Origin of the sequence: Bacteroides sp. HF-162 (genome assembly GCF_015679285.1) — a bacterium.
Classification (GTDB): Bacteria; Bacteroidota; Bacteroidia; order Bacteroidales; family Bacteroidaceae; genus Bacteroides; species Bacteroides uniformis.
Genome location: NZ_CP064937.1, coordinates 4,242,406 through 4,261,006, shown reverse-complemented (window position 1 = coordinate 4,261,006; position 18,601 = coordinate 4,242,406). Strand labels below are relative to the sequence as shown.

Annotated in this window: 10 protein-coding genes; 8 read left to right on the top strand and 2 right to left on the bottom strand. The window is 43.5% G+C overall.

From position 1 onward, the window contains the following. Positions 1–33 precede the first annotated feature (33 nt). Complete coding sequence (locus ITJ87_RS18020) at positions 34–2,499, bottom strand: glycoside hydrolase family 9 protein (RefSeq protein WP_117964138.1); 2,466 nt, start codon at positions 2,497–2,499, stop codon at positions 34–36. A 231-nt stretch (positions 2,500–2,730) separates the two neighbouring features. On the opposite strand from ITJ87_RS18020, the gene ITJ87_RS18015 reads away from it, so the two are divergent. The 8 genes from ITJ87_RS18015 (at position 2,731) to ITJ87_RS17980 (ending at position 17,405) form a co-directional block, all read left to right on the top strand. Beyond that, entirely contained in the window at positions 2,731–4,395 is a 1,665-nt protein-coding gene (locus ITJ87_RS18015; RefSeq protein WP_005827019.1) for a DUF6377 domain-containing protein, read from the top strand. Between the two features lie 206 nt (positions 4,396–4,601). Next, the gene (locus ITJ87_RS18010; RefSeq protein WP_117964139.1) at positions 4,602–7,562 is read left to right on the top strand and encodes a SusC/RagA family TonB-linked outer membrane protein; all 2,961 of its coding nucleotides are present in this window, start codon (positions 4,602–4,604) and stop codon (positions 7,560–7,562) included. A 32-nt stretch (positions 7,563–7,594) separates the two neighbouring features. Beyond that, positions 7,595–9,388 (top strand): RagB/SusD family nutrient uptake outer membrane protein, encoded by a 1,794-nt coding sequence (locus ITJ87_RS18005; protein WP_005833034.1) that lies wholly within the window; start codon positions 7,595–7,597, stop codon positions 9,386–9,388. Between the two features lie 22 nt (positions 9,389–9,410). After that, the gene (locus ITJ87_RS18000; RefSeq protein ID WP_005833032.1) at positions 9,411–10,589 is read left to right on the top strand and encodes a hypothetical protein; all 1,179 of its coding nucleotides are present in this window, start codon (positions 9,411–9,413) and stop codon (positions 10,587–10,589) included. A 310-nt stretch (positions 10,590–10,899) separates the two neighbouring features. Next, a complete protein-coding gene (locus tag ITJ87_RS17995; RefSeq protein ID WP_117964140.1) occupies positions 10,900–12,237 on the top strand; it encodes an alpha-amylase family glycosyl hydrolase in 1,338 nt (445 codons plus the stop codon). A 3-nt stretch (positions 12,238–12,240) separates the two neighbouring features. Continuing rightward, entirely contained in the window at positions 12,241–14,388 is a 2,148-nt protein-coding gene (locus ITJ87_RS17990) for a glycoside hydrolase family 97 protein (protein ID WP_016272962.1), read from the top strand. A gap of 377 nt (positions 14,389–14,765) precedes the next feature. Continuing rightward, positions 14,766–16,103, top strand: coding sequence for an NADP-specific glutamate dehydrogenase (gdhA, locus tag ITJ87_RS17985; protein WP_098031949.1), 1,338 nt, complete (start codon positions 14,766–14,768; stop codon positions 16,101–16,103). Between the two features lie 138 nt (positions 16,104–16,241). Next, positions 16,242–17,405 (top strand): Xaa-Pro peptidase family protein, encoded by a 1,164-nt coding sequence (locus ITJ87_RS17980; protein WP_117964235.1) that lies wholly within the window; start codon positions 16,242–16,244, stop codon positions 17,403–17,405. 195 nt (positions 17,406–17,600) lie between these two features. Here the strand turns inward: ITJ87_RS17980 and ITJ87_RS17975 are convergent, their stop codons facing one another. Next, positions 17,601–18,593 (bottom strand): DUF3843 family protein, encoded by a 993-nt coding sequence (locus ITJ87_RS17975; protein ID WP_009038001.1) that lies wholly within the window; start codon positions 18,591–18,593, stop codon positions 17,601–17,603. Positions 18,594–18,601: the final 8 nt, after the last annotated feature.

Below are 18,601 nucleotides of genomic sequence, written 5' to 3'. Positions count from 1 at the left end.
TTTATAATTTATAAGTTATTAATTCTCCATTATCTAATATTCCGCAATCAGAGACAGCCATTTGCCTGCCGAGGTAATCCATACCTCTTTATAACAGGCATTGTTGGTTTGCGGCCAATAGGGGACATCGTCGTTACCCAGGGTACGGATACCAACGGGCATCTCTCCTGTCATTTCTCCCGAAGAGAAGGTATTCAGTTGCGGATAGTTGTGTCCTTCTCCATAAATCAAGGATTGTCCGAAAGGATTCTTGCCTACGGTCCAGTACAACTGTTCCAGACCGATGTTGAGCAGTTCCTTGTCCTTCAGGAAGTTTCCGCAGATGGCGGCGGACTTTCCGTTGGAAAGATGGATGGCGGTATTGCCGTTGAAAATGTTGAACCACACGGGGAAACGTTTCATGTAGTGCTCTTTGTCCAGTTGTACTCCTCGTTTAATCTGTTCCGTGTACAGTTCCTTGGCATTGGCAGGGGGAAACAGATGGAGGGCGTAGAAGTTGGTGGTATCCTTATATTCCTCTGCATGGTAAACACCGCTTGGAATCATACCGTAGGGATGGGTATACTTCATCATTCCTTTCAGATACTCTCCATATAGTTGTATGGAATTCACCCATTTAGGATAATCGGGGTGCTCCTTCTGGGTTTCGCAAAGCATCACCATGGCCTGCATATAGACCTGCTCGCGCGACTGGTGTATGTAATGTACGATGGATTTGCGGGATTTGTCCCGGTAGAAGAATCCGCGTGTCCCGTCTTTGTCTTTCAGCGGTTCCGTGCGCTGGCAGTCGAGGGTGTAGCGGATGTATTCAGCGGCGATGTCCGCATAAGAAGGTTTTCCGGTCAGCTTGTATAATTGGCTTGCCGACCAGGAGATGGTAGCCATATACTGACTTTTCGAAGTGTTGTAACTGTGTTCGTAAGGCTGGACGAACTGGTCGAAGCCATCTTTTTTGAACTTCTCCATAGCAAAAGCGAAATCTTCTTCGGCCACGCGCAATAGGTATTCCTGCAGCATCGGGTCGTTGTCCAGCGTCATGGAGGCGTAAGCTTCGTATCCGGCATAGAGAAAGTTGTCAAATGCCATGTTCTGTACACGTACGGAAGATATGTCGTCCAATGTATTGAACACACCGTCTTGCCAGATAAGCAATCCCATGCTGCTGGCGCGGTAACCATCGCCGTAGCGGTTCTTTAGGATGAACTCTACTCCCCATTCCGCCTCTTCACGCAGGCGGGCGGCGAGGGCTGGGTTGATATTTCTTTGTTTATTATAGGCTTCGAGCAGAGCAAAGGTCACGTCTCCCGTCTGCAAGGTTTGCTGGGACAAGTCTCCTGCATCGTGCCATCCGCCGGAGTAGGAGATGCTGCGTCCGTCATGTCGGGACATGAGGTCTACGTGGCAGGTGGAATGCTTGCCGGGAACCGGATGTCCACAGCGCTGGCAGAAGATGAAGTTCAGCACTTTCCATTGTGAATCTTCCCAAAGTCTTTCTCCAATCCGGAAGGTGGGAGTTAGCGATGTTCCGACCTTCAGCTGATACTCTCCGGGATTATTGAAGGAGGTGAAATCAATAAGGCCAAATTCTCCGAGAGTGGTTTTCTCTTTTCGGATGTCTCCTTCGTAAGCTATTTCTCCGGTTGGGGTAAGCAGTTGGAAGCGCTTTCCGGCGTCTATGGTGAGGTTTGTGTTGATGAGGGCGGTTTTGGGGTGGTTGACGGCATAGCCGGTTGTCGAGTAGGAGATTTTTCCATCGGCAGGTATCCATCCGCTGACTTTCTCAGGGGCTTTCACCGTTTGCAGTTGTAGATTGTCCAGGTAGTAGATAGCTGAATCTCCTGTAGTCCGGTCTTTGCCTTTGAGGGCTGTGCTGAAGGTGATGGACATCACCTTGTCGCGCTGATACTCGTCTATTTCGAGGAAGCATTGGTTCCACTCCTTATTAATAAGGTTAATGAGGTGTGAACCCGAAGGCTGATTATATCCTTTCTTGGCAGGAGTATCTGCATTGCGAAACGTGAGGTTCATGTTGACGATGCGCGCGCCGTCGCAATCGGGATAGATGGAGAATACGATGCGGTTGTACTTCTCCAGATTGGCGCCGTCTAGATGATAGGTAACACTGCTGTTTCCGTAGGTGGCATAGTCTGGGTCGGAAGGAGAGCCGGTCGCCCTTTTCCCGGTGAATGTGGGGAATTGCAGTTTGATGCTGCCTTTGCCGGAAACGGTCTTTTCCGTACAGAAGGACATGCTTCCTGCGCCGGAATGACTCCATCCCTCTGTACCTGCCGAGCGGGTGAGAGGAGCGCTTTGCAAGACCTCCTTTTTCCATCCGTTGGTTTCGAAAGAGTTTTCAATATCCAGGGGGAGGGGTTGATGTATCAGTCCGCTTTCGTGGAGTTGTCGTTCCAGTTTGGGGTCTTGGGTCAGACGTGTCTGACCGTATGCGGCAATACTGCCGAGAGATAAAAGGTATAAAAATAATAATGTCTTTCTCATGTTGATGTCAACCTTTGGTTTCGGTTGCAATGTTAGCCATTATTAGGCAGAAGGAGGTTTGAAAACTGCCATAAAAGCTTTAAAAGCTATCCGAAGTAGAGGAAATATGAATTTCGGTAGATGTATAATCCCTATGATGTACGACTTATAATGCCAAAGAAAATACTAAAATCGTATTTTCATAACAGAAGAAAATTGTAACTTTGCGAAGTTATGTCACAATGTTAACCTATGATGCGTATCTTGATTTTAATAATAATGCTGTTGCCATGTTCGCTTGGTATGTATGCATCTGCAATAGATAGCCTTTTGTCTGTTCTGGATAAGACTATCGTAATGCGTAGACAATACGAGGAAGAAAAAGAACGGTATATTTCTTTGATAAAGGATGAGTTGAAGCAAGGGAGGCTTACTGACATGGAGCGTTATCTGATACAAAATCGTCTTTTTGCCGAATATAATTCTTATATTAGTGATTCTGCATTACATTATATAAATGAAAATATTCTTATTGCCACACGGCTAAATAATAGGCAATGGATAAATAGTTCTATATTAAATAAAGTACATATTCTAAATACTTCGGGCCTTTTTGTTGAAGCAATGGAATTGCTGAAATCGCTTCCTCGTAACACGTTGGAGGGTGAAAATATAGTGGACTATTATGTATGTTTTGAAAACCTATATCTCTATCAGGCAGAGTACGCCACTGATCGGAACTACGTGAACAATTATCTTCGGATAGCAAATTTGTATAGGGATTCTATAATCAGCCTAGTACCGGAAGATACTTATAGATATGTAGTCGTGCATGCACCTCAGCTCATTGACCAGGGAAAAAGTCAGGAGGCTATATGTTTATTGAAGAATTTTTTACCTCGGTTGAAATCCAATACGCGTGAGTATGCAGTAGCTACTTCAATTCTGGCTTTTGCTTATCATGTCGTGGGGAACAAGCAAAAAGAAATGGAAGCACGTATTAGCAGTGCCATTGCTGACATTAGGGCAGTGGTGAAAGAAAATTATTCTTTGTGCGCATTAGCGGAATTACTTTATGGAATGGGCGATTTGGAACGTGCTAATCACTATATCAAGATTAGTATGGAAGATGCTAATTATTATACTACTCGGTTGCGTAGTTCGCAGAATTCCAAGATGCTTCCGCTCATAGATCGTGCTTATCAGCAAGAAAAGGAAATACAGCAACAGCGGCAGAGAATGTTTATTACAGGCATATGTATCCTTTCTGTTTTCCTTCTATTGACAGTACTGTGTGTGCTATGGCAAATGAAAAAATTGTCTTATGCCCGTAAAAAAGTTGTTGCTGCCAATTCCCAATTGAGTATATTGAATAGTGAATTGAAGAAGCTGAACAAGTCTCAACATGAGGCTAATGAACGATTATTGCATACTAATCAGACTCTTACGGAAGCCAATCATATTAAGGAAGAGTATTTGGGACGTTTCCTCAGTTTAAGTTCCTCTTATATAAGTAAGATGGAAGAATATCGCCGCATATTGAACAAGCAGGCTGCTGCCGGTAAACTTGAGGAGTTATATCGTACATTGAAGTCCGACCGTTTCATAAATCAAGAGTTGAAAGAGTTCTATCACAATTTCGATGTATCTTTTCTTAAGATATTCCCTAACTTTGTAGAAGAATTTAATCGTTTGTTGCCAGTTGAAGAACAATTGCATCCTAAAAATGAAGAATTGCTTGTTACCGAACTGCGCATATTTGCACTGATTCGTTTAGGTATTACAGACAGTGCGCGTATTGCAGAATTTTTGCGTTATTCCATAACTACCATCTATACTTATCGTTCCAAGCTAAAAAACAAGTCTCTTTGTAAAGAGGACTTTGAAGAACGAGTGATGAAAATAACTTCTTTTTGATTTTATCCTCCTTTTGAGGCTTTCTTCTGCCTTAAAAAGTTTAGAAATGATTTAGAAATTAGTAGCAATAGCATTTTTGTAATGCGTTGTTTTATAGTTGATTGCCTGTTGCAGGACTTTAGATTTTTATCTCAGCCCAAATCGTGCGTTTGTTTTGATAATACATTTGCATCAATCTATTTATTGTTTAACTAATTTCTAATAAGATGAAAAAGAAAAGTCTAAAGAGATGCCTTAAAAAGCGCATGATCCTTTTGCTGGGTTTTCTTATGATGACTGGTGTTGTTGTTGCACAACAACTTCAGGTACAAGGAAAGGTGACCGATGCTACGGGTGAAGGTCTTATCGGTGCAAGTGTATTGGTAAAGGGTACAACTTCGGGGGTGATAACTGACATTGACGGTAACTATGTGTTATCGAATGTCAATCCTGATGCAATACTTATTTTTTCTTATGTAGGTTACCAAACGCAGGAACTGAACGTATCCGGTAGAAATAAGATTGATGTTGTCTTGCATGATGACCAGCAGGTGTTGGAAGAAGTTGTAGTAGTGGGTTACGGCTCATTGAGTAAAAAAGAAGTTTCCAGTTCCATTGTACAAGTGGATAAGAAAAATTTTAATTTGGGGGCTATGAATAACCCGATGGAAATGGTATCGGGAAAAGTCGCGGGCTTGAATGTCAATACGCAGGCAGCTGCCAATCCTAACTCCAGTTCTTCATTACAAGTACGTGGTGCAACATCTGTTTCTGCAAGTAATAGTCCTTTGGTTGTCATAGATGGTGTGGCAGGTGGCGATATCCGTAACATCGCTGCACAGGATATTGAATCTATTACGGTATTGAAAGATGCGGGTTCAGCTGCTATTTACGGAACGCGAGGTGCTAATGGTGTGATTTTGGTTACAACGAAACGTGGCTCGGGTGAAGCAGGAAAAACGGTAGTTACATATGACAGTTACATCGCTTTTAATGTAGCCAAGCCCTCTCCGGATATTCTGTCGGCTGATGAATTCCGTCGTTCGAGACGAGGTACAGACTATGGAGCCGACACTGACTGGTATGGATTGATTACTCGTGATGTAGCATACGACACAAACCAATATATATCTATTGATGGTAGCACAAAGAATGGTTTCTATGGTGCTTCCTTCAATTACAAAAGTGCCAATGGACTTGACATCGTGAGTGGTCGTGAAGAATTTGGAGGTCGTTTTTCTATGGAACAGCGTGTACTGGAGAATCGCTTACAATTCAACGGTTCGTTGAGTGCACGTCGTGTAAATGAAACCTGGGGAAATGATGGTTTCTTCGATAGGGCACTCACAATGAATCCTACAATGCCGGTATATAATGCAGACGGTTCGTATTATCAGCCTACTTCTCCTACGGGTGCAACCAATCCGGTTGCGGAGCTTGCTTTGAGAGATAACAACGGCCAGCGTATGTATTTGTTGGGTACGGCTGAGGCTAAACTGAATATTTTGCAGACAGAAAAGCATTTGTTGAATACAACATTAAGTTACTCATTGCATTACAATGACATGAAGCAACAATATTATGCTTCGTCTGCCGGTTCGGAGTCCTATTGGAATGGTTATAAAGGACGTGCGGAAATGAAGTATCAGAAATGGTACACCAATCGATTGGAGTGGTTGGGAAATTATGCACTGAACTTGGGCGACCACAATATTAAGGCTGTAGTGGGCTATACTTATGAGAAGTCTATCTGGGAACAGATTGGTGGTAGTAACAACGACTTCTCTTTTGATAATACGAAATATTGGGATTTGGGTAGTGGCTCTTATCTGAAGGATGGTTTGGCAAGTTTATATAGCGGTCGCTCTGAATCGACACTTATTGGCTTCTTTGGTCGGTTGAACTATAATTGGAAGGATATGCTTTTTGCATCGGCTTCGTTGCGCTATGAAGGCTCTTCCAAATTTGGTGCTAACCAAAAGTGGGGGTACTTCCCAGCAGCTTCTTTGGCTTGGGAAATGATGGAGATGGGCTTTATGAAGAATACCCGGAAAGTGTTGACCAGTTTGAAACCACGTGTTTCTTTCGGTATTACCGGTCGTTCGGATTTTGATGCTTATAAATCACTTTCTACTTATAATACCAATGGTAGTTATCTCTTTGACGGGCGTTGGGTAACGGGTTATGCTCCCTCTAGTAATGCTAATCCGGATTTGGCTTGGGAAAAGAGCGTTGCGATTAATCTGGGTGTTGATTTTGTTCTATGGAATCGTTTACGTGGTTCAGTGGAGTATTTTGACCGTAGTTCTAAAGACTTGCTTTATACGTACACGGCACCTCAACCGCCTTTTGTCTATTCCACTATTTTGGTTAACGTTGGAACAACGAAAAATACCGGTATAGAAGTATCTTTGGATGGTGATATCCTTACTAAAACAGCAGTGAAGTGGACGAGCGGAATCAATTATTCTTATGGGAAGACTAAGTTGACCAAACTTTCTAACGATATTTACAAGGCATCTTATCTCGACCTTTACTTAAAACCGGGTACTGGTTCCAGCGAATATTTCTTCCGTGTGCAGGAAGGGGGAGAGATAGGGCAGTTCTACGGTTATGAATATGCAGGTGTTGACGAAAATGGCAATATGCTTATTTTGAATGATAAAGATGAGCAAATACCGATTTCTCAGGCTGATGCCAAGTATAAACGTTATATTGGCAATGGTGCTCCCAAGCACTTCTTGTCTTGGAGTAACAACCTGACTTGGAGAAATTTTGATTTGAGTGTATTCTTCCGCGGTACATTCGGTTTTGATGTATTCAATATGCGTAAATATGGTATGGGGCTTCAGGGATGTGGTACAGATAATGTTCTTCGCTCTGCGTATCTGGAAGATAAGAATATCCGTACCGGTGGTGGAGTAATATCTTCCTATTTCCTGGAGGATGGTAGCTTCATAAAACTGGAAAATGTAACCTTGGGATATAATTTTACTCCTAAGAACCGTAAGTTACTGGATAATATGCGCATATATCTGTCTGCCAAGAATCTGTTTACCTTGACCGGATATTCTGGTAATGACCCTTCAATTATAGACGTGAATGGTATCCAGCCGGGAGTAGATAGTAATAGTGCTTATCCTACAGCAACTCAATTGAGTTTAGGTGTGACTCTTCGCTTCAAATAAATGAGAAACAAATTATTAAAAATATGAAAGATATGAAATATATAAAATGTCGTTGGTTATTGGCGATGATTATGTCATGTTCACTTTTCTCTTGTACTAATTTGGACGAGGAAGTGTTCGATCGTGTGGATGCCGGAATTTATTATCAAGATGAGACGAGTGTTCAGGGGGCAGTGGCAGCCATCTATTCGAAAGCTGCATATAGTTATTTGGAATACTTCTGGTATTTGCAGGAGTTTTCTGCCGACCAGGTGGCATGGCGCAGTTGGAACGGTGGACTTTGGGGATGGGATGAGGCATTGAAGTTTGCTTTGTCTTCACATACCTGGACGTCAGAATCAACCATTATTCGCCAAACTTGGGAGAATGCGTGGACCACTATTGGGCTTTGCAATACGCTTATTACAGATTTGCAGGCAATCAGCCCCGCATCTATACGCATGACTGAGGATGCTTTGAATAGTTATATTGCCGAAGTACGTACCCTGCGTGCTTGGGCATACTACAATATCTTTGAGATTTGGGGTGGAGCACTTCCCTTGAACATTTCTTCGGGTGCGGAAATCCCTGGTTCTGCAGATACTGATTTTGATAAGGGGTGCAAGATTATCTACGATTTTATCAGTCAGGAATTAGATGAGTCAGTTACAGATCTTATGAAAGAAGATGGTTCTGGAAAGACTCGCAACCGCATGAACCAAGCTGCCAATCGTATGATTAAGATGCGCTTGTTGCTGAATTCTGAGGTGTTTATCAAACAAAACAGTTATAATGAGTGTGCCACTCTTTGCCAAAAAATTCTGAATGGTGATTATGGTACTTACAGCATTACCGATGACTATCGTGATATTTATTCGATAAACAATGTAGAATGTCCGGAAGTTGTAATGGCATTGGCGATGGAAGTCGGTCAGGTCAATACCGGTTGGATGCGTAACATGCCTTTCATGCCTTACAATTGTTGGGATTACTTTGGAGGTACATACAGCCAGAGCGGATGGAATTGTGTATGCTTGGCACCTTCATGGGATAATTCTGGAAATGTACAGCCGTATGGTGGTACTGACAATCCTAAGAGCTTTCTTACCGACTACGGTGATAAGTTAGGAGCAGTTTATGAACGTTTCCACGATAAAGATATCCGTAAGCAGAACTATGTGTATAATGAAACAACAGGAAACTATCAAGGCATTTTTTTGAAAGGGGCTATTAAAGCCAACTATGGTAAGGGTGCGGCTTTGAAAGCAGATGCCGACCGTGACGGTCAGGATTTGGTTTATGTGGATCAAGTGGGTACATTCCTTAATTTAGGACGTAATCTGGAGACTGTCATGTCACCTCGCTGGGGTGAAACGAATTCAGGTGTCCGTTTGGTAAGATATCCGGTTTATCCGGAGAGTGCAGGCATTGATTTCCAAAACATCGATGAGGTGGAATTCCGTTTGAGTGAAGTGGTCTATACTCTTGCTGAATGTAAAATGCGTGCAGGTGATACGGAAGGTGCTAAAGAGCTGGTATATAGAGTTAAAACACGCTATTTTACAGATAAATCGGCTCTCGAACAGCCCGGTCCTGGTTTTACATCCTTTGATATGGATTGGATGTTGAGTGAATGGGGACTTGAATTCTTGGGAGAGGGGCGTCGTCGTCGTACAGACTTGCGTCGTTTCGATAAGTTTACGCAAGGGCAATGGTGGTTCTTTGGCCGTGCCACGGACGACGGTTTAAGCTATCCGGCTAAACGTGACCGCAAATACGAGTGGTATCCCTTGCCCCAGTCTGCCCTTATGGTAAATCCGGGACTGGTACAGAATCCTAATTATTAATCATCCTATAATAATAGTAACAATGAAAAAATATATATGTAATCCGCTATGGCTTTTGTTGCTTTTTGTAGCTTTCATCAGTAGTTGTGACAAGGAGGAAATTGTGTTTGACCATGAGTTGCCGCAATTTGAACTTCGTAGCGATGCTATCTTGCTGGAGGTGATTATGCCCCAAGGAACTGGTGCCGATGAAATAATTTATATTGCAGGCGATTTCAATGGAGGTCAGGATGCTGCTTCCGGAGACCTTAAGTGGCAGATGGAGAAAGCTGCAAACAATGATGTTAAATGGGGCATATACCTCTATCCGGAAGATTTTGTTAATGGAAAGACACTTGCCGATGGCTTTTATTTCGTTTCTAAGACACAAGGTATAGAGCGTACTTTGCAGAATGGGGATGCTTTACATCAAATTTCGGCTAAGGTAGGTACTCGCACTGATATAACGGTAACCCGCTGGAATGCTTATTTTGAGGAGCCGGAAGACCCAAGTGAAGTGACCCACGACGGTTATGCTGTGTTCGTGATGGACAATACAGGTTGGGATGCACTGACACTTTATGCGTGGGGAAATGATTTGCCGGAACTTTTTGGAGGTTGGCCCGGTATTTCACCTACTGGTAGCGTTGAGATAAAAGGAATTACCTATAAATACTTCGATACAGGTGAAGCAAATAAGGGATTGGTTTACAATTTGATATTTAACGATAATGGAGTAGGTTCACAATTTGATGGACCACAGAACTTTACTCTTGACCGTGACATATATTTGGAAATCACAGAAAGCGGTTGGACGGAAATAGATCCGGATGCAGTGGTCATCCATGATGGTTATACCATTTTTATTGAAGACCAGTCCGGATGGGCAGAAACAACCATATATGCGTGGGGAAATGATATACCGGAACTCTTTGGCAGTTGGCCAGGAATATTACCAACCGGTAGTGTTGAGATAAAAGGTGTCACGTATAATTATTACGATACAGGTGAAGCAAATAAGGGATTGACTTACAATCTGATAATGAATAATAACAATGGAGGCTCACAATTTGACCTCGCAGCAGTGACGCTTGATCGAGATTATTATTTCCGTATTACGGACATAGCTGGTGAGGAGATTGACCCTAACAATCCGGACGGAGACTCTGAACCGGAATCTGAAGCGGCTTTTGTTTCTAATCAGAATAATTTCTTGAAATGAGTTTTGTATAGTAATGAAGATGTTAAATGACCTATTGGTGGAATGAGATTGGGGATAGGATATCTCTTTTCAATCTTGCGGATATATGTCCCAAGGCTTGGTTTTTCTATCCCAAGTCTTGGGATAGAAAAACCAAGCCTTGGGAAGAAGTTATCTCTTAGCTCTTTTGTTTTTTAGTATTGGCTTCCGGGATTTTTAGTATTAAGGCTTAGTATCTTTTCTGCCAATGCCCATTACTGGAGAGTTTGGATGCTCCTTTTGCAGATATCAGTTCCGCCAATGAGTATAAGTATAGATAAAAAGTAGAAATATGAAAAAAGTAATAATTGCGACACTGCTCTTTACGATGCTACATTCTTGTATGGGGTGTAGTGATAGTCAGAGTGACATGGAACCGATTCCCGTCCCACAGGAAGAATACATGGCTTCGGATATGGTGATTTATGAGGCAAATCCCCGCATTTTTGCCGAAGAAAATGCGTTCTCTGCCATCAAAGCAGAGCTTGACCGTATTCAAAGCCTGGGGACTACCGTGCTTTGGCTGATGCCTGTAAATGAGCCGGGAGTACTGAAAAGTGTGAATTCACCTTATTGTATAAAGGATTATAAAAAGCTGAATACACGTTACGGAACAAAAAAAGACTTGAAAGAACTGGTAGATGCTGCCCATGCCAAAGGAATGAAAGTGATTCTTGACTGGGTTGCCAACCATACTTCGTGGGACAATGCTTGGGTGACTGAGCATCCGGATTGGTATACACAGGATGCAAATGGCAATGTGGTACAACCTCAAGAACAGCCTTGGGCGGATGTTGCTGACTTGAATTTTGACAACGAAACCATGCAGCAAGCCATGATTGATGCCATGAAGTATTGGGTAACAGAAATTGGTATTGATGGATACCGTTGTGATTATGCCGAGGGGGTACCAGATGCTTTCTGGAAGAAAGCAATCGCCGAGCTCCGTACACTTGACAATAATTTGCTGATGCTTGCCGAAGGCGGAAAAACGTCTTTAATGAACAATGGTTTCAATCTGCTCTACGGCTGGAACTTCCATAGTAAACTGAAAGACTATTATGCCGGTAAATGCTCACTTACTGACCTTTATGCTATGAATACTTCCGAATTGGAGGGAATGCCGAAGGGTACGTTACGGTTACGCTATTCTACTAATCATGACCAGGCAAGTGAGGTATCACCGATAGAATGTTATGGCGGTGAGCGTGGTGCCATGTCTGCTTTTGTATTAACGACTATGCTCGAGGGGATACCTCTTATTTATAGTTCGCAGGAAGTAGCCTATCCGCGGTCACTTAACTTTTTCAATTACGGAGTTATAGACTTGAAGTCCAATGAAGTCTTTGCGCAAGAGATGGCAGAAATCATCAGAGCCTATAAAGCTACGAGCAGTGTACGTGGTGGTGAACTGGAAGTTTATACTACCGGAGATGTCGCTTCATTTTATCGGGCAGCAGGCAGTCATGGCATGTTGGTCATGGTGAATACCGCCAATGAGTCTGTACAAGTGAAAGTACCTATGGAGCATGCTGGCAAGACCATGACCGATGTGATTGCCGGTGTGGATGTGGAGTTGCCTACAGTAATGACGATGGAACCTTATCAATATTTTATATATCAACAATAACGGATGTATATGAAACATGTATTATTAACAGTTGTATTTCTGGGAATTGCTTGTGTGGCGATGGCACACGAATTGTTATCTCCCAATGGGAATCTGAAACTCAATGTTGTGCTTGATTCCGAGGGGGGGCCGGTCTATAGCTTATATTACAAAGGAGAGCCGGTTGTAGAACCTTCTGCCTTGGGAATACTTATGGAAGAAGCGGATTTGTCAAATGGCTTCCGGATTCTTGATGCAACAAATTCTACTTTTGATGAAACTTGGATGCCTGTATGGGGAGAGTATGAAAAAGTCCGTAACCATTACAATGAACTTACTGTCACTTTCTCACAACCAGCAAAGCACGACCGTACGATGATTGTACGTTTTCGATTGTTTGACGATGGACTCGGATTCCGTTATGAGTTGCCGGAGCAGAAAACCATGAATTATCTGACGGTAAAAGACGAACTGACGGAATTCAATCTGACCGGTAATCATACACTCTATTGCATTCCCGGTGATTATGATACGAATGAGTTTGCCTATACTACTGCGGCCATTTCCGAAGTGCGCGAAGCTATGGAACGTAATCTACGTAAAAAAGGATATGAAGCTAAAGCGACTTCATTCACAGTACAAACACCCCTTATGATAAAGACTACCGAAGGACTTTATATCAATATTCATGAAGCTGCCTTGGTAGATTATTCTGCCATGTTGCTGAATGTGGATGATAAAGAGTTTAACTTTTCTGCTCATCTTACTCCCGATAAATTAGGAAAGAAAGGATATCTGCAATTACCGTTGCATACCCCGTGGCGTACAATTATGGTTAGTGACGATGCACGTAGCATCCTTGCTTCTCAGTTGATTCTTAATCTGAATGAACCTTGTAAGCTGGAAGATACTTCTTGGATTAAGCCACAGAAATTTATCGGTGTCTGGTGGGAGATGTTTACTGGTGGAGGAGGTACATGGGCATATAGCGACTATTATAAGGCTAAACCCGGCATAACCGACTATTCAAAGTTAACTCCTAATGGACATCATCCGGCCAATACTGAACATGTGAAAGAGTACATAGACTTTGCGGCGGAGAATGGTATTGATGCGGTATTGGTTGAGGGTTGGAATGAAGGTTGGGAAGATTGGGCATCCTATCGTAAGGATCGTCAGTTCCTTTTTGACAAACCTTATCCGGACTTTGATGTTGCGGTACTACATGCCTATGCCAAATCAAAGGGGGTAAAGATTATCATGCATCATGAGACGGCTGCTAATGCTGCCGATTATGAGCGGCAGCTGGATGTAGCCTTTCAATTTATGGTAGATAATGGCTATAATTCTGTAAAGACAGGATATGTGGGCTCAATCATTCCCCGTAGTGAATATCATTCCTCACAATGGATGAACAATCATTATATACATGTGGTGAAGCGTGCTGCTGATTATAAGATTATGGTAGATAGTCACGAGGCTGTTCGTCCCACCGGCTTGTGTCGGACCTGGCCCAACTGGGTAGCGCAAGAATCTGCCCGTGGTGGTGAGTTTGAATCTATGGGGGGCAATGATCCGGATCATACTTGTATCTTGCCGTTTACTCGGTTGAAGGGTGGTCCGATGGATTACACTCCTGGTATTTTCCAGACAAAACTTTCGTATTATAATAGTTCGAAACCTAAAGGTCAGGCGGGTACTACATTGGTAAAACAATTGGCTCTATATGTAACGATGCCCTCTCCGTTACAGATGGCAGCAGACCTGCCGGATAATTATCGCCGTTTTCCCGATGCGTTTCAATTTATTAAGGATGTAGCGGTGGATTGGAGCAATTCTTGGTATTTGGAAGCCGAACCGGGTGATTATATCACAGTGGCTCGTCAAGCCAAAGGAAAACAAGAGTGGTATGTAGGTGCTATTACCGACGAACATCCTCGTACGGCAACTATTCCTTTCTCTTTCTTACCCGAAGGAAGGAAATATATTGTTACCGTTTATGCAGATGGTCGGGATGCAGACTGGAAAGATAATCCGCAGAGCTATGACATCCGTCGTGGCATAGTAACGTCAAAGAGTGTGCTGCGTCAACCTTTGGCAAGTAGTGGAGGGGTGGCTATCAGTGTTCGAGAAGCAACAAAAGAAGAGGTAAAAGGATTGAAGAAATTATGAAGCTTGTCCGTACATAGTAATTATTATGTTGCGGATTTAATACAAGCATTTAAGAATTAAAGTTAGCAATTGGAAAGGCATAGTCCGTGAGGATTGTGTCTTTTTTCGTAAATTATTCGTCATTTCTTATTTTCTTTATTATAATTTTTCTATATTTATGCCGTTATGGCGAATTGTTGACAGAATAGGAAAAGAATAGACCATTTAGGTATGAATAGAGAATGCCGGGGATTTGACATTTTATCATTCTTTAATCAAAATATAACCGTAAAATTTAGCTGTTTTGAAAAGTTTTCTTATATTTGCGGTGTTATTCATTGACATTTTGTTTGAATAGCGTAAAGTCAACAAGGTAATAACCTTTAAAACGTAATATTATGAATATCGAACGTATCATGACCTCTTTAGAGGCAAAGCACCCCGGCGAGTCTGAGTATCTTCAAGCCGTAAAGGAAGTTCTTCTTTCCATCGAAGATATCTATAATCAACATCCCGAGTTCGAGAAAGCGAAAATTATAGAACGTCTGGTTGAACCTGACCGTATCTTTACTTTCCGCGTAACGTGGGTGGATGATAAAGGTGAAGTTCAGACGAACCTTGGCTATCGTGTGCAGTTCAACAATGCCATTGGCCCGTACAAAGGCGGTATTCGTTTCCATGCTTCCGTAAATCTTTCTATCCTCAAATTCCTGGGATTTGAGCAGACCTTCAAGAATGCCTTGACTACATTGCCTATGGGTGGCGGTAAGGGTGGTTCCGACTTCTCTCCGCGCGGAAAGAGCGATGCTGAAATCATGCGTTTCTGTCAGGCCTTCATGCTGGAGTTGTGGCGTCACCTCGGTCCGGATATGGATGTTCCTGCCGGTGATATCGGTGTAGGCGGTCGCGAAGTGGGCTATATGTTCGGTATGTATAAGAAGTTGACTCGCGAATTTACGGGCACATTTACTGGTAAAGGCTTGGAATTTGGCGGTTCGCTGATTCGTCCCGAAGCAACAGGATTTGGTGGCTTGTATTTTGTAAACCAAATGTTACAGACAAAAGGCATTGACATCAAGGGCAAGACCGTGGCCATCTCCGGTTTTGGAAATGTGGCTTGGGGTGCTGCTACTAAGGCTACCGAATTGGGTGCTAAGGTTGTTACCATCTCCGGTCCCGACGGTTACATCTACGACCCGAACGGTATCAGTGGCGAAAAGATAGATTATATGCTGGAACTCCGGTCATCGGGCAACGATATTGTGGCACCGTATGCCGACGAATTCCCCGGCTCTACTTTCGTGGCAGGCAAACGCCCGTGGGAAGTGAAAGCGGACATCGCTCTGCCTTGCGCTACCCAGAACGAGTTGAACGGCGAAGATGCACAACACCTCATTGACAACAAGGTGACATGTGTAGGCGAAATCTCCAATATGGGATGTACGCCCGAAGCTATCGATCTTTTCATTGAAAATAAGATTATGTATGCACCGGGCAAGGCTGTCAATGCAGGTGGTGTGGCTACCAGCGGACTGGAAATGTCGCAGAACGCCATGCATCTCAGCTGGAGTGCAGCCGAAGTGGATGAAAAACTCCACGCCATCATGCACGGAATTCATGCTCAATGCGTAAAATATGGGACAGAACCCGATGGCTACATCAACTACGTGAAGGGAGCGAATATCGCCGGCTTCATGAAGGTGGCTCATGCCATGATGGGTCAGGGAATTATCTAAGAGAGAAACTTTGTTTAGTTGTATTTGTATTTGTGGTTTGTGCTGCCCTATGCCTGTGAAGGTATCGGGCAGTACTTTTTTTATTCTCAATTAAAAAAGTTGTATCTTTGTATCCGAGAAACCATAAATGACAAAGAGATGTTACTACCTGAATTGAAACTGAGACGTGATAAAATACGCTCTCTCATGGCTCAACAAGAGATTGATGCCGCTCTTATCGCTTGCAATGTAAACTTAATCTATACGTACGGACGTGTCGTCAGCGGTTACTTGTATCTGCCGTTGAATGCTCCCGCCCGTTTATTCATCAAACGTCCTAACAATATTGAAGGGGAACATATTCATCCTATCCGTAAACCGGAACAACTGCCTGACTTACTAAAGGAATGTGGTTTGCCCATACCTGCGAGGTTGATGCTGGAGGGGGATGAGTTGTCTTTTACGGAATATAACCGTTTGGCTGCGTGTTTCCCTGAAACGGAGGTGCTTCCTTGTGGTACGGCACTTATCCGGAAGGCCCGAAGTGTCAAGACTGAAATAGAGATTGAGATGTTCCGTCGTTCCGGCATTGCACATGCTAAAGCTTACGAACAAATACCCTCGGTTTATAGACCAGGAATGACAGACCGCCAGTTATCCATCGAAATAGAGCGCCTGATGCGTCTGGAAGGTTGTCTGGGTATTTTTCGTACCTTCGGACAAAGTATGGAGATTTTTATGGGAAGTCTGCTGGCAGGAGACAATGCCACTGCGCCTGCCCCCTATGATTTTGCTCTGGGAGGCGAGGGACTTGACCCGTCACTGCCTATCAGTGTGAACGGTGCACTGTTGCAGCCCGGTCAGAGCTTTATGGTTGATATGGGGGGTAACTTCTATGGCTATATGGGAGACATGAGCCGTGTATTCTCTATCGGAAAGCTGCCGGAAAAGGCATATGTTGCCCATCAAGTTTGCCTGGACATACAAGAGGCTGTTGTAGAAAAAGCGAAACCGGGTGCTGTTTGTGAGGACCTTTACAATCTCGCTATCGATATTGTCACCAAAGCAGGCTTTGCCGACAACTTTATGGGAGCCACTCAAAAGGCCAAGTTTATCGGTCATGGCATCGGTTTGGAAATCAATGAAATGCCGGTATTGGCTCCGCGTATGAAGCAGGAGTTGGAGCCGGGTATGGTCTTTGCATTGGAGCCGAAAATTGTTTTGCCGGGCATTGGTCCCGTTGGTATCGAAAACTCTTGGGTTATAACAGCGGAAGGAGTGGAGAAACTGACGTTGTGTAAGGAAGAGATTGTGGAACTTTGAAAATTGATAATGGATAATGGAAAATTGCCATGCGGTTTCAATAAATACGCTGCACTGTTTATTTTTCCATTATCCATTTTCAATTATTTTACCCTTCTGTTAAGCTGATTATTCGCTTTCGAAGGTTTGGATTTACCAATCCGTTTTCCGGTTGGCTTGGCCTTGTTGCTCCGTTTGGGCTTTATGCCGGAATGGTTACTCGCCTTCATAATATTCACATAAGTAGTAGCGGGCTATAAAGTCCCAATATTGATGCAGTGTTTCTTTTCCTTTCAAGAAGGGAAGTTCCACATCGGGTAGAATTCCTTTGGTCATTCCGTATTTCAGCAGGTCGAACGGACACTCTCCAGGTTGGCAGAACATCTTGTAACCCTCTGCAGCAGCGCGTTTGGCATCGTACATCGGGTTATGTTCTTCACAGAAATAGGCGGCCACGTTGTGGGCTACGAGCATACCTTTGGCGTTGGCATAAATCACGAACTCTTTTTTGTATTCCAGGTCGGGCAATAATGCGGACCGTTTGTTTTCCCATCCCAAGACATTGACAAAGAAAGTGCAAAGCTCCTTGTAATCGGTGAAGTATAGCAGCGGTTTCCCCTGGCTGTATTCCAGACAGTGGGCGGCATCTTTGCTCAGTTTGGTTTCCGGAGTGACTTCCGGCAGCGGAGTAATGGGTATATCCAGTAAATCAAGTCCCATTACCCAAAGGAAGGAAGATTCTCCCTTGCTGATGGGAGCTTCTTCGAAACGTGCATCCATCAGTTCATAGGCGCTTTGGCTTAATGCAAGCAGGTCTTTGTCATAAGGACTGAACAAGGTGTATTCCTTGTCAAAAATGCTGAATTGTGATTTCAATGTCCACAGTACGAATGCAATGTCTTCCTGATTTATTTCATCGGGCGTATAATCGTCACTCAGCGGATAGAACGGCAGGTAAGTTCCGTATACTCCCTGAAAGGCTTCGGAGAAAAGTTTCCAGCCTCCGCTTTGGGCAATGGCATCTTGAAAGTACATGCCGAGGGAGATGGCTGCGTCAATTTGGGTACGCAGCTCTTCCTTGTTGAACAGAGGAGAGGCTTTGACGAGGGGCAGGATGCTTGTGGCGAAGTCGAGGTACCATTTGTCTGTTGGCAGTACGCGGGTGCGTTCATTGGCCCCCAACCAATATTGCATGTTGATTGTTGTCATGATTTGTT